Genomic DNA, 14,074 nt, shown 5'->3' with positions numbered 1-14,074 from the left:
GTGCTGATTCTATTGCTTATTACTTCTCACTTTTCGGTGCGAGCATCAAGAACATGCTGCGGCCATCCATTTTAGCTTTAGATTCAACTTGTGAAATATCAGATGTTTCTTCCGCCATGCGTTCTAACACTTCACGTCCGATTTCCTTATGAGTAATAGCTCGACCTCGAAAACGAATAGAAACTTTTACTTTATCGCCTTTATCTAAGAATTTACGAGCGTTACGCAATTTAGTGTTGAAATCGTGGTCGTCGATCGTCGGACTCAAACGAATCTCTTTAACATTGACGACTTTCTGATTTTTTCTTGCTTCACGTTCTTTTTTCTGTTGTTCATAGCGATATTTTCCGTAATCCATTATACGAGCCACTGGGGGTTTGGCATTAGGAGAAACAAGAACCAGATCCATACTGGCATCTTCTGCTAATCTCAATGCTTCGTTACGTGAAATGACTCCTATCTGTTCACCGTCTTTACCTATCAACCGTACCTCATTAGCACGAATACGATCGTTGACAATCATGTCTTTAGCTATGGTGGTCACCTCCAAAGTATTTGCGAGAAAAACACAGAAAAAGACGACATTTCTATTTACTATAGAAATCCCGCCTTATCTCCGCATAAAAACACAAGTCATTGCGTTTAATTATATATACGTTCATATCTGCCCAGAGATTTGCATCACTTAGGCGAGAAGCGGGGGCTTCTGCTTTGTTTTCTCAACTTTTTAATAATATCATCAATGATCTGTATTGTCAAATCATTGTTCAACTTTTTATTTTTTGCCTTCTGTTTTCAGCTGTTCGATGAATGCATCCAAATCAACCGTCTCTGTTTTCTTCTCACCATATTTACGTACGGCAATCGTGCCCTCTTCCATCTCACTGTCACCAATGACAAGCTGATAAGGGACTTTGAGTGTCTGAGCTTCCCTAATTTTATAGCCCATTTTTTCATTACGCATATCTACTTCCACACGCAGACCTTGTAATGACAGTTTTTCCTGCAGGTCTTTCGCATAATCACCATGGATATCCAGGTTGACTGGGATGATTTTAGCCTGGACTGGCGCCAGCCATGTCGGAAATGCCCCTTTGTAGCGTTCGATCAGATAGGCAACAAAACGTTCCATCGTTGAAACGATCCCTCTGTGAATGACGACTGGGCGGTGAGTATCTTGGCCGTCTTCGCCGACATATGTCAAATCGAAGCGTTCAGGCAGCAGGAAGTCCAATTGAACAGTAGACAGTGTTTCTTCTGTACCTAAAGCCGTTTTCACCTGTACGTCAAGTTTTGGACCATAGAAAGCTGCTTCGCCCATGGCTTCAAAGTATTCCAGACCCATCTCGTCCAGGGTATCTTTCAGCATCGATTCTGCTTTCAGCCACATGGCATCGTCATCAAAATACTTCTCAGTATTCTCAGGATCACGATAGCTTAGGCGGAAACGATAGTCCGTTATATCAAAATCTTCATATACCGCCAGCATCAAATTGACCACACGTCTAAATTCTTCCTTGATCTGATCCGGACGGACAAAGACATGCGCATCGTTCAGTGTCATTTCACGGACACGCTGCAGACCGGATAGCGCGCCACTCTTTTCGTAGCGGTGCATCTGACCCAGTTCGGCAATGCGGATAGGCAGGTCTCGGTAACTGCGAACATCATTTTTAAAGACCATCATGTGATGCGGACAGTTCATTGGACGCAGGACAAGCATTTCTCCATCACCCATGTCCATCGGCGGAAACATGTCTTCATGATAGTGATCCCAGTGACCTGATTTTTTATAGAAATCCACGTTAGCCATGATGGGGGTGTAGACATGCTCATAACCAAGATTGATCTCTTTGTCTGTAATGTAACGCTCGATGATTCGTCTGATCGTTGCCCCTTTCGGCAGCCAGAACGGCAGACCAGAACCGACTTCCGGATTGAGCATGAACAGGTCCAGCTCTTTACCCAGTTTGCGGTGGTCTCTCTGCTTCGCTTCTTCACGCATCTTCAGATATTCTTTCAGTGCTTTTTTGTCAAAAAAGGCAGTACCATAGACGCGCTGCATCATTTTATTATCTGAATTACCTCTCCAGTAGGCGCCTGCCAGAGAAAGAAGTTTAAAGACCTGGATCCGTCCTGTTGAAGGAACGTGGACACCACGACAGAGATCGGCGAACTCGCCTTGTTCATAGATCGAGATGACTTCATCTTCCGGCAAGTCATTGATCAGTTCTGTTTTGTATGGATCCTTTTCAAATAACGTTAATGCCTCTTCCCGGCTGATTTCTTTTCTCACGATAGGAAGATTCTCTTTGACGATTGCCATCATCTCATCTTCAATTTTACCTAAATCTTCATCTGTGATCGGTTCGCTCGTATCTGTATCATAGTAAAAACCATTTTCGATAGCCGGACCTACGCCAAATTTCGCATCAGGATACAGGCGTTTGATGGCCTGAGCCATCAGATGAGCTGTTGAATGGCGAAGGACTGACAAGGCATCTTCATGATCTTGTGTGATGATTTCAAGCATCCCGTCTTCATTTAATGCACGGCTGAAGTCTATGAGTTCACCATTCCATTTTGCGGCCAGTCCCTTCTTTTCTAAAGACTTGGCAATACTCCCGGCTATATCTTTCGGTGTTGAGCCCTGTTCCACTTCTTTGACTGTACCGTCAGGCAGTGTGACATTGATTTGTTCGACCATTTTTATTCCTCCTTATATATAAAAACGTCCCATTGAATAAGTATACCTCATTCAATGGGACGTCAGAATCATACGCGGTTCCACCCAAAATTTATAGAAAAGTACACGTGTACATTCTATCTTCATTACTCGATAACGCTGAGACTGCGACTATTTTTACTCAGGATTCAAAATAGTACTCGAAAGGGGTCTGCGGCAGTTAGTCTTAAGAATGTCCCAGCAGTCATTCTCTCTCTGAAAAGCTACGCTGTCACAGCTGTCTTTCTCTTCGTTTTATTGTAATGATCGTATCATAAGTTCATTCGTTTTACAATACTCCGCCCCTATTTATGTCTTCTGTTTTCTCCGGACATCTCTACTTCTTCAGCCAGGAATCTGATTCTTTCCATGATACGCTTCGCCTTCAATGGTTCGTTTTCTCCACGCTGTGAAAAAGTCAGGTGTTCATTCTCCAGCTGGTCCATATCGAAATTCGAAGTAAAGAACGTCGGAAGTTCCTGCTGCATACGGTATTGAAGGATCACACCTAAAACATCATCTCTGATCCAGGACGACATGGAGTCTGCTCCAATATCATCGATCATCAGGATCTTTGCTCGCTTGAAACTGTCCAGTTTGTCTTCCGTCGTGTTTTTTCCTATCGAATTTTTCATTTCAACTGCAAACGTTGGAAAGTGTACGATCGTCGAAGGATGTCCCTGTTCGGATAGTTCATGAGCGATGGCTCCCAGCAAGTATGTTTTCCCCACACCGAAAGCACCATGTAAATATAAGCCTTTATGGAAAGCCTCGGGTTTATCAAGATACGATTCAATAAACAGCATGGCTTTTTCTACAGCCGCCTGTCTTTTTTTCGTTACTTCAAACGATTCAAATGAAGCTGATTTCAAGTCTTTGGGCATGAATACTGAGTTTATTCGACTCATGATCCTCTCTTTTGACCGCCTGCTGATCAGTTCAGGCGTCGGTTCATAGGTCACATCGATTCGATGGTTGTTCAGGATAAGCTTTGGCTCATACCCCGGGGCAAGCCCCCCCTTCATATTTTGTGCTTTCTGCTTTTCTGAAACGAATTCATAAAGTTTTGAGGCACTTCTTTCGATCGCTGATTTATCCAGACGCTCTTTATTCGCTGACAGGAATTCCCGGACATCGGGATCAGTGAAGACCTGGTTTTTCATGATATCTCTATATGTCTCGTTCAATTTGCTGGCGTCCATCATCTTTTCCAGTTGACTTTTAAGACTTTCCATTATTGGTCACCACTTCTCTGTTTTCGGATTTTTCTCAGTTTTTCCCTGAAAGCTTCTTCTTCTTCGACACTTAATCTCTCGTCTGTCTGCTGAGCTTCTTTTGCCCATGAAGGTAAGGTTTCTTTTCTACTGCTTGCAGAAGATTTATAGCTCGATTTGTAGCTGGACTTAGGCCGGGATTGTTTCTGACTGTTGTTATCCCGGACCGAATCATATAATTCCTTCACTTTCAGCATAGCCTCTTCGGGCGAACTCACTTTATTCTGAGCCCAGTCATTGGCAATTTTACTGGCCAGATTTTTCTCCAGCATCGGCGCGTTTTTCACGACCAGGATATAATTCATCAATATATTGATCACAGCTGTGGATAACGGGGCCTGTTCAACCAGCTCCTTTAACAGCCATGTTTCATTTGACGTGACATATCCGCCTTTCTGCTGTTTAATGGATTTCAAGTATGCATAGGGCTGTGTTTTTTCAGCATGTAAGACGATTTCGATTTCTTCCGGTTTAAATCCTTTCGCTGTCAGTTCCTGCATTCTTTTTTTATCATCAAGAGCAGATTCAGGTTCAGGTTTAAATTGTTTCGATTTACCTAAAAAATGATTATGGATAATGCGAGTCAGATTCTTTTCACTGACTTCTCCAGAAGTAATATCTGCAGATTCCATGACAAACTTCTGCATATCCAGTTCATTGATAGCGTATATCGAATGAAAGGTTTCGATCAGTTTTGTTATGTCAGGAGTAAGAGATCTGGTGCTGATAAAATGTTTATTTAATCCCGAGATGAAAAAGTCCCAGTCGAAATCACTGTCTTTTAATACATCATCCATCGGTGATCTTTTAGTCGACTGACTGGGCATATCTACGGTATTGAATGTTTCGGTATAGTTTCCCATATTAAAATGGACCACTTCATGGAAAGACTTTGTTATTTCTTTGTATCGTTCAGTTAAATGAGCCGTTTTGATGTATTTTTTCTTTAATTCAGAAACGAGACGTTCTCCCAGTTTTTCAGTCAGCAGCATTCTCAACATCGTGTCCTGGAAGAACTGCTTTGGATGCAGGGGGGCTTCGATATTCAATAAATAAGTCTCTTCATCCTCCTTATGCTTGTAGACTTTCAGCAATCCATAGGCCTCAAGTTTGATCCGTGACTCATAGTATTCCCGCAGGCCTATATCCAGTTGAGCGAGAACATCTGACAGGGTCAATTCTCTGACCTCAGAGGTATCCAGATATTCCTTGATCAGCAGATACAGACTTGCTGCCTGTACGCCCATTAAAGGCTGATATAAAGAAAGGACAGTGGATACATTTAAATCAGATAAAATGTCTGTCTTTGTCAGTATCAGACTATCTTTCGGGCGAAGATTTTTCCATGGGTAACTCATTATGTGTTTATCCTTTCACTTACTCTTTATCTTTTCTCTTTTTCTCCAGTTCCTTCATCTCCTGCATGAAGACTTCAATGTCTTTGAACTGACGGTAAACACTTGCAAAGCGGATATAAGCGACGTCATCCAAATCGACAAGTTCTTCCATGACATATTCACCGATTTTTGTTGATGGTACCTCACTAAGTCCTAGATCACGGATCTTCCGCTCTACTTTGTTTACGACATTTTCCTGATCTTCTGCTGTAACTGGACGTTTTTCACATGCTCGTCTAATACCCCTGAGCAATTTTTCTCTGCTGAATTCTTCACGGTTGCCATTCTTCTTGACAACTAAAATAGCACTTTGTTCGATCCTCTCAAATGTAGTAAATCTAAACGAGCAGTTCTCGCATTCACGTCGTCTTCTGATAGCCCGACCATCGTCAGCCGGCCGACTATCTATCACTCTGCTTCCATTGTGCTGACATCTTGGACAATGCATGTATTTCAGCCCTTTACTTTGGATTTCTTAAGGTTATTATACCATATGACTATAGTGGTGACGAATAGTCATTTTCTGTCAACCAGTCATCGATCTGCCGTTTTGTCTGTTCGCGTGATCCACTGTTGTCGATAACGACATCCGCTTTGTCTTTTTTGGATTTTAATGGCTCCTGTGCTTCTATGCGTTTAACAGCAGCTCCTTCTGCAAGCTGGTCTCGTTTCTTTAACCGACTCAACTGTGTTGAATAATCCACATACACCACCATGACTTCATCAACTGCCTTATCATAGCCGGCCTCATACAGCAGTGGTATGTCAAGCACGATCAGTTTATGTTCGTTTTGACTCAATTCACGCTTTTTCTTCATTATTTCAGTGAAAATCTCTTTTTGAACAAGCGCATTGAGTTGACGCAGTTTCTCGCTGTCATTAAACACGATGTTCCCTAATTTCTTTCTGTTTATGGACCGGTCCTTGTTTAAGATCTCCTGACCAAAGTGTTCAATCACTTTTAAATAGGCAGGTTCCCCCGGTTCCATGACTTTTCGGGCAATGACGTCCGCATCTATGACGGGAAATCCTGACTCTTTAAAATATCGGCTGACAGTCGACTTTCCACTGGCTATGCCTCCCGTCAATCCTAATACATGTGCGATAGCTATTCCCTCCCTGCTTTTTGGCATTGCGGACAGTAGTGAGTCCCCCGCTGGCCAACTTTGATTTTTCTGATCGTATGCTGACATCGTGGGCACACTTCTTCGGTTCTTCCATACACAGCCAGACACTCCTGATAACTGCCCTCAGCTCCATACGCATTCGCATACGTACGGATAGTCGTGCCACCTTTTTCTACGGCTCTGTTCATGATACTGATGATAGAATCTCTTAATCGCTTGATTTCATCTTCATTCAGTTCTTTGCCTTTTCTTTCGGGGTGGATATAGGCATCATATAAGATTTCATCAGCGTAAATATTCCCTATACCCGCTACGATTTTCTGATCAAGCAGACAGGCTTTGACAGGACGCTCTGTTTTTTTCAGTGCTTTTATTAAATAGATTGTTTCCAAAGTGTCGTCTGTTGGTTCAGGTCCCAGACTTCTCATCGATGGATGTTCATCCAGATCAGCTTTTTCAACTAAACTCATCTTACCGAATTTCCTTACATCCAGGTATCTGAGTTCTTCTTTGGAATCCAGTTCAAATATCACATGGGTGTGTTTGGTCAAGGGGACTTCCGGTCCTTCCAGACGGTATTTCCCTTCCATCCTCAAATGGCTGATCAGGACATCACGACTCAGGACAAACAATAAAAATTTGCCCCGTCGTCGAATATCTTTGATTTCCTGTCCCTCTATCCTTTGTTTAAATTCAGTTACCGAAGGATCCTTTATGATGTTGGGCCACAATACGCGTGCACCTGTGATCCTTTTTCCGACGATCAGCTGCTTTAATCCATTTCGCACATTTTCCACTTCGGGTAATTCAGGCATATTCTCAACTCTTTCTTTAGTATTAAATTCAATAAAAGAAGCGAGAAACAATCCCGCTTCTTGATCTTTATTATTTTGCGTCGTACCAGCTGTCTCCATAACTGCTATCGACCTTCAAAGGCACAGAAAGTTTTACCGTGTTTTCCATGACTTCTTCTACGAGTTTTTCGAGTTTTCCGATCTCATCTTCAGGCACTTCAAATATCAGTTCATCATGGACCTGCAGCAGCATCGTTGCCTGCATATTTTCTTCTTTGAGCCGTTTACTCATTTCGATCATGGCCTTCTTAAGTATATCCGCAGCGCTTCCCTGTATAGGGGTATTCATAGCGGTGCGTTCGGCAAACGATCGTAAATTGAAGTTTCTTGAGTTGATATCCGGCAAATAACGTCTGCGATGGAACAGCGTCTCAACGTAGCCTTGTTCTTTGGCCTGACGGATTATGTCATCAATGAATTTCTTCACTCCAGGAAAACGTTCAAAATAAGTATCGATATACTCTTTTGCCTCTTTCCTCGTGATATTCAAATTCTGAGACAAGCCATAGTCACTGATACCGTAGACGATCCCAAAATTCACGGCTTTTGCATCACGACGCATATTCGGAGTGATGTCAGAAGCATCATCCACATCAAATACGCGCATAGCAGTCGTGGTATGGATATCCTCGTCATCATTAAAGGCTTTGATGAAATGCTCGTCTTCTGAAATATGAGCCAGAATACGCAGCTCGATCTGGGAATAATCAGACGCGTATATTTTCCATCCATTTTCTCTAGGGATGAAGGCCTGGCGGATTTTTCTGCCCTCTTCCAGTCGGATCGGAATATTCTGAAGGTTGGGGTCCACCGAACTTAACCGGCCGGTCCGCGCAACAGTCTGCAGGTAACGGGTGTGTATCTTGCTCGTTTCAGGGTCGATCACTTTTAACAGACCTTCGATATAGGTCGACTGAATTTTAGATATCTGACGATATTCCAGAATATATTCGACGATCGGTGCCTGGTCTCTCAATTTCTCAAGGACATCCTGAGCAGTAGAATAGCCTGTTTTTGTTTTCTTGATCACCGGATAGCCCATTTTTTCAAAGAGAATAACACTTAGTTGTTTCGGCGAATTGATATTGAACTCTTCGCCTGCTTCTTCGAATATCTGCTTTTCTACTCTATCAAGAGTTTCCTGGAATTCACCTTTCATTTTTTCCAGTCGCTCAGCATCTGCGGTGATTCCTTGAATCTCCATTTCTGCGAGGACCATGGCAAGCGGCAGTTCCATTTTTTTCAGTAAATCTTCCTGTTCATTTTCTTTCAGTTCTTTGTCGAGCGTTTCTGAAAGAACAGTTATAGCTAAGACTTTTCGGGCTAAGTGATCATGCATCAGTGATTCGTCTTCCGGTCTGCTGGTTTTCTTGCCTTTTCCATAAACCATTTCATCCGGTGAAACGCCCTGATAATCATGCTTGACCGCCACATCCACAAGGTCCCCGCTGCTGCTGTCCTCGGCGGTGAGCAGATAAGACGCCAGCATGATATCGAAGCTTATTCCCTTTATGGTCAAATCATGTCTGTTCAGTGCAACATAGGTCTGTTTGGCATCATAGACAACTTTTTGCATCGTTTCGTCTTCGACCCAGTTCCTGAATGCCTCAGATTTAAAAGCAGTCTTCGGATCTGCAACATATACATTGTCCTTGTTTCCCCAAGCCACGCAAATGATTTCCGAATGATGGTAGTTCTCATCAAGCATTTCTGTATAAAGCGCCATATCATCCTTGAACATGGATGCATCGATTTCTTCTGCGAAGGTATAATCGATTTCCGTGACGTCTTCAGCCAGCTCTTCCATATAGCCGGACGTATCCAGCTTGCTCAAATGGGAATTGAAGTCCATTTCTTTGTAAAAAGAGATGAGTGCTTCCATATCCTGACCTTCATATTCCAGCTCATCGAGAGAAATCTCAACAGGTGCATCCCGGTCTATCGTAGCCAGTTTCTTGCTTAAAAAAGCTGTTTCTTTTTCGTCAATCAGATACTCTTTACGCTTTGATTTTTTCATTTCATCAATATGTTCATACAGGTTTTCAACGGATCCATATTCATGAAGCAGTTTAAGTGCTGTCTTTTCTCCGATTTTTGTTACGCCGGGAATATTGTCTGAAGCATCGCCCGCTAAACCTTTCATATCAACGATCTGTTCAGGGCTGATTCCCATCTCTTCCTGGATGGAATCTTTTGTATGTTCTTTAAGGTCTTTGACACCTTTTTTCGTGATGTCGATACGTACATGGTCAGACGCCAGCTGGGTCAAGTCTCTGTCCCCTGTCAGAACGACGACCTCGAACCCCTTTTCTTCTGCTTCTCTGGCCAGTGTGCCGATAATGTCATCTGCTTCGTAATCCGGCAGTTCATAGCTTTTCAGACCAAACCCCTTTAACAGATCTTTCATATAGGGGATCTGTTCTGCAAATTCAGAGGGCATTTTGGAGCGTCCGCCCTTGTACTCTTCGAAATATTTATGTCTAAATGTCGTTTTACCGGCATCGAAAGCTACGAGAGCGTGCGTCGGTTTCTCTTTGTCCACAATGACTTCCAGCATGTTGTGAAAACCGTATAACGCATTTGTATGCAGCCCGTTCCTGTTTTTCATTCTTTCCAGTTGACTATGCAGTCCATAGAACGCACGAAACGCTACGCTGTGCCCATCTATTAAAAGCAGCTTTTTATTATCGGTCAATATACTCCACTCCCAGTTGTTATTCCTAAGACTATAGTACCAAAATTTCAGAGATAGAAAAAGAGAACGTACCTCGGAGACAGGGAACGTCCGGAACACACTATGCGTTCCGGCCACTCCGCCTTCTCTTCAGTACCTTCTCTAAATTATTTTAATTCACAGCTTCCGACTGACTCAAAATACGTTCAAAAGCATGCTCGAATTTTTCGACATCTCCCGCCCCCATAAAGATAACCACTTCATGTTTATGTTTCAAAAGAGGAGACATATCTTCTTCTGAGATGATTTCTTTTCCTTTTTCTGTTTTCTCCAGAAGATCCTGAATGGTGACCTCACCATTCTGCTCTCTGGCTGACGTGAAGATGTCACACAGATAAACAGCATCCGCCAAATCGAGGGCTTCTCCGAAATCATCCATCAATGCGATCGTCCGGCTGAATGTATGCGGCTGAAAAACAGCTACGATCTCCTTATCAGGATATTTCTGATGGGCAGCATCCAATGTCGCTTTGATTTCAGCAGGATGGTGGGCATAATCATCAATGATCACGGTGTCCATGACAGTTTTTTCAGTAAAGCGTCTTTTGACTCCGGAAAATGACATGAGACGTTCTTTGACTTTTTCCTGATCCAGACCGTCATAATGGGCAAAGGCAATAACGGATAAAGCATTTTGAATGTTATGTTTGCCGAATGAAGGGATAGAAAATCGTCCATAAAAGTCGCCGCGTACATAGACATCAAAAGATGAGCCGTGAGTCGACCGCTCAATATTTTTTGCCTGGAAATCATTATATTCATCAAAGCCATAATAAACGATGGGGACAGAGGCATGCAGTTTCTGCAGCCTGTCATCATCGCCGCAGGCAAAGATCGCTTTTTTTATCTGCTGGGAAAACTGTAAAAAAGCCTCCTGGACATCATCGATACTCTTATAGTAATCTGGATGGTCAAAATCAACATTGGTGATGATTGCATAATCTGTCGCATAAGCCAGGAAGTGTCTTCTGTATTCGCAGGCTTCCAGAACAAAGTATTCTGCATCTTTCACCCCACTGCCGGTACCGTCGCCGATCAAATAACTGGTATCTTTAATGCCGCTCAACACATGAGAAAGCAGACCGGTCGTACTGGTTTTACCATGGGATCCTGTGACAGCGATACTGGTGTACTGGTTGCTCAATTCCCCAAGAAAGTCATGGTAACGTTTGACAGGCAGACCGAGCTCTTTTGCACGTACGATTTCTTCATGCGAATCAGGAAATGCATTACCGGCGATAATGGTCATCCCCTCTTTGATATTCTCTTTATCAAAAACAAGCATCGGAATACCGGCTTCTTCAAGATTCTTTTGAGTGAAAAAATACTTCTTTACATCCGATCCCTGGACGTTATAGCCTTTATCATGAAGGATCAGTGCCAGTGCACTCATACCTGATCCTTTTATTCCAACAAAATGGTATAGCGTATTTTGTATCATTTTTTGTAGTCCTCCAATTATCTCTAACAAGCTGAAATCACATCGTTATATACTATATGACAAATGACTGATAAAAGCTAGTCCTCAGATTCTAAAGTTAAAATATGCTAATAATTTTGTAAAATCTCCGATACAATAGGACTACAGATCCTTTTTGTTTTCAAATAATCCAGGAACATTACGTCGATTCCTGTTATTCCCGCTTTTTTCCTCTTCCATGATCGATTCCAGCGTTCGATTGAGGCCATAGGCTTTTCTGGTCAACTTTTTTATCTTAGTCTGACCTTGTTTCCTATTCGGGGCCTTTTTTGGAGGAGTTTCGTCTTTCGCTGTTTCTTTCTGCCACTCATTTTCAAGTTCTTCTGTTAAGAACTCTTCGTATAAAATCAGATCACGGGTCTCTTTTTTCATCTCTTCTTTTAGCCTATAGTAATCCACAAAGGGTTTCTTCTCTTTTTTTGGTTTATGGTAGCCATAGATAGGAGAAGGGACTTTACTTGCTTCAAAAGGAGGAGAAATATAACCTCGACGTCTATCTTCCTCTTTATGACTCAAGTATTCTTTAAATCCTTTCTCTACGCTTTCTCTGCTTTTTACATGTTTAGGAAGTGAATAGGAGTCATCGAAAGATACCTGCTTCGTCTTTTTGCTGTTCTGATTTTTTTCTTCTTTACGGCCGGTTTCAAAAAAATCTGTATATTTGGAAGACATCGTTTCCCTCCTTCATCTTAATAGAAAGTCGATTTAAAACTGAAACGCTTTGCCCGTTTCTCGTTCTTCATCGAGTACCATGATTCCTTTTGACTCCTGGGGCAGACCGAGTTCTCTTGCTGAACATACCATACCTTCACTCTTTACTCCTTTGAGTTCCCCAGGCCAGATGATCATTCCGTCAGGCATGACTGCGCCAACTGTTGCCACAACGACTTTCTGTCCTTCAGCAATATTGCCGGCACCGCAGACGATCTGAACAACTTTACCGTCATTGATTTCAGTCTGAGTGACATTCAAATGGTCAGATCCCTCCACCGGTTCACATGATTTTACATGACCCACGACAAAATGCGGTCCTTCATTCGGTTCAAGTGTTTGATTAAAACCAGCCTGTTCTATCATTGCATTCAGTTTAGCAACATCTTCTTCAGACAAAGACACTGGTCCGTTCTCCAGACCGTCAATAACAGATGAAGCATTAAACAAATTATATCCGACGACCTGTCCTGTTTCTTTACTGCTGATTTTCACCAGATCGTCGACTCGGTCGAATTCCTGTACATCACTTTCACTTTTTTCAAGTAAAACCATCAATGTATCATTCAAACCGTTATTATTATACGTACTTACAAACATGTTATGTTCTCCTTTAATTTTCTGTATTTTATTATTTCAGCTTTAATGTTTCCAGTGTGGAACGATCGAAGGCCTTCACGACATGATAAACCATTTCCCGGGCAGCTTCATAATCATCGATTCGGAATAATGACTGATGAGTATGAATGTAACGTGCCGGTACACCTATGACAGCGCTGGGGATCCCCTGATTAAGCTGGTGTGCCGCAACAGCGTCTGTTCCACCTTTAGAAACGAAGTACTGATAAGGGATAGCATTCGTTTCTGCTGTGTCGAGCAGAAACTCTTTCATTTCTTTTGACAGTATCATCCCCGGATCCTGGATCCTTAGTAAAAAGCCTTCTCCCAAGCGTCCGAAAGCTTCCTTATCACCATTCAAATCGTTCGCGGGGGAACAATCCACAGCCAGAAAAGCATCCGGATCAAATTTCCTCACCGCTCCCTTTGTTCCACGAAGCCCCACTTCTTCCTGAACATTGGCTCCTGCTATCAGGGTGCTCTTTAGTGGTTCATCTTTAAGCATTTTCAGCAGTTCCAGCACCAAAGTTACACCAAAACGGTTATCCCAGGCTTTACCAGCGAAAGATTTGCCGTTTGCCATTTCGATCGTCTCTACGGCCGGTACAAGCGCGTCTCCGGGTCTGACTCCAAACGACTCCGCTTCTTCTTTGGATTCAAAGCCACCGTCAAACAGAATATCTTCAATGGATAACTTGGATGACTCTTTGTTTTTCATCAGATGAGGCGGGACTGAGGAAGACACGACAGGATAGCTCCCTTTTCGTGTCTGCAGCGTGAACCGCTGAGATGATACGACGTAAGGGTTCCATCCACCCAGCGGCAGGACTTTTATCAATCCTTTTTCAGTGATCGAAGCGACCATAAAGCCAACTTCATCCATGTGTGCTGCCACCATCAGTTTTGGAGCCTCTTTTTCCGATGACTCTTTGACCCCGAAAAGTCCCCCAAGCCCATCATAATCGATGCTGTCCACGAACGGTGCCATTTCATCACGCATAAACGCTCTTACATCATGTTCAAAACCGCTTGTTCCCTGTAATTCAGTCGTTTTTTTTATAAGTTCTCTCGTATTAAGATTTTTGTGCATCAATGTCATTTACCTTTTCCTCTCACTAAACATAGTATTGGACCTAGTCTTAATTATTATACAC

At 42.7% G+C, this 14,074-nt stretch carries 12 protein-coding genes and 1 other annotated feature; all 12 genes read right to left on the bottom strand.

Features of this window, described 5'->3' with window-relative positions; genetic code table 11:
* Nucleotides 1-19 precede the first annotated feature (19 nt).
* The 12 genes from infC to pepA all read right to left on the bottom strand — a co-directional run bounded on the left by infC (nucleotide 20) and on the right by pepA (nucleotide 14,019).
* Nucleotides 20-523, bottom strand: a complete 504-nt coding sequence (gene infC / locus BM049_RS00270) for a translation initiation factor IF-3 (RefSeq protein ID WP_091527717.1) — start codon at nucleotides 521-523, stop codon at nucleotides 20-22.
* Nucleotides 524-775: 252 nt separating this feature from the next.
* A complete protein-coding gene (thrS, locus tag BM049_RS00265) occupies nucleotides 776-2,707 on the bottom strand; it encodes a threonine--tRNA ligase (protein WP_091527715.1) in 1,932 nt (643 codons plus the stop codon).
* 52 nt (nucleotides 2,708-2,759) lie between these two features.
* Nucleotides 2,760-2,985 (bottom strand) — a binding site (T-box leader).
* 45 nt (nucleotides 2,986-3,030) lie between these two features.
* Complete coding sequence (gene dnaI, locus BM049_RS00260) at nucleotides 3,031-3,960, bottom strand: primosomal protein DnaI (protein ID WP_091527714.1); 930 nt, start codon at nucleotides 3,958-3,960, stop codon at nucleotides 3,031-3,033.
* On the bottom strand, nucleotides 3,960-5,357 hold the full coding sequence (locus tag BM049_RS00255; RefSeq protein WP_091527712.1) for a replication initiation and membrane attachment family protein: 1,398 nt from the start codon (nucleotides 5,355-5,357) through the stop codon (nucleotides 3,960-3,962). Before BM049_RS00255 ends, dnaI begins: the two co-directional genes overlap by 1 nt.
* Nucleotides 5,358-5,376: 19 nt before the next feature.
* A complete protein-coding gene (gene nrdR / locus BM049_RS00250) occupies nucleotides 5,377-5,844 on the bottom strand; it encodes a transcriptional regulator NrdR (RefSeq protein ID WP_091527711.1) in 468 nt (155 codons plus the stop codon).
* 49 nt (nucleotides 5,845-5,893) lie between these two features.
* Nucleotides 5,894-6,529, bottom strand: coding sequence for a dephospho-CoA kinase (gene coaE, locus BM049_RS00245; RefSeq protein WP_245751802.1), 636 nt, complete (start codon nucleotides 6,527-6,529; stop codon nucleotides 5,894-5,896).
* A complete protein-coding gene (gene mutM / locus BM049_RS00240; protein ID WP_091528221.1) occupies nucleotides 6,505-7,338 on the bottom strand; it encodes a DNA-formamidopyrimidine glycosylase in 834 nt (277 codons plus the stop codon). Before mutM ends, coaE begins: the two co-directional genes overlap by 25 nt.
* A 70-nt stretch (nucleotides 7,339-7,408) precedes the next feature.
* Nucleotides 7,409-10,072, bottom strand: a complete 2,664-nt coding sequence (polA, locus tag BM049_RS00235; RefSeq protein WP_091527709.1) for a DNA polymerase I — start codon at nucleotides 10,070-10,072, stop codon at nucleotides 7,409-7,411.
* A 151-nt stretch (nucleotides 10,073-10,223) separates the two neighbouring features.
* Complete coding sequence (gene murC, locus BM049_RS00230; RefSeq protein ID WP_091527708.1) at nucleotides 10,224-11,552, bottom strand: UDP-N-acetylmuramate--L-alanine ligase; 1,329 nt, start codon at nucleotides 11,550-11,552, stop codon at nucleotides 10,224-10,226.
* Nucleotides 11,553-11,693: 141 nt separating this feature from the next.
* Complete coding sequence (locus BM049_RS00225) at nucleotides 11,694-12,263, bottom strand: hypothetical protein (protein WP_091527706.1); 570 nt, start codon at nucleotides 12,261-12,263, stop codon at nucleotides 11,694-11,696.
* A 33-nt stretch (nucleotides 12,264-12,296) separates the two neighbouring features.
* Nucleotides 12,297-12,902: a YtpR family tRNA-binding protein gene (gene ytpR / locus BM049_RS00220; RefSeq protein WP_091527705.1), complete on the bottom strand. Its 606-nt coding sequence runs from the start codon at nucleotides 12,900-12,902 to the stop codon at nucleotides 12,297-12,299.
* 31 nt (nucleotides 12,903-12,933) lie between these two features.
* Nucleotides 12,934-14,019: a glutamyl aminopeptidase gene (gene pepA, locus BM049_RS00215; protein WP_245751801.1), complete on the bottom strand. Its 1,086-nt coding sequence runs from the start codon at nucleotides 14,017-14,019 to the stop codon at nucleotides 12,934-12,936.
* Nucleotides 14,020-14,074 lie beyond the last annotated feature (55 nt).

The organism is Alkalibacterium subtropicum, from assembly GCF_900112455.1.
In the GTDB taxonomy this organism is placed as follows: domain Bacteria; phylum Bacillota; class Bacilli; order Lactobacillales; family Carnobacteriaceae_A; genus Alkalibacterium; species Alkalibacterium subtropicum.
The sequence above is the reverse complement of the archived record's forward strand: the minus strand, read 5'-3'. Positions and strand labels throughout refer to the sequence as shown.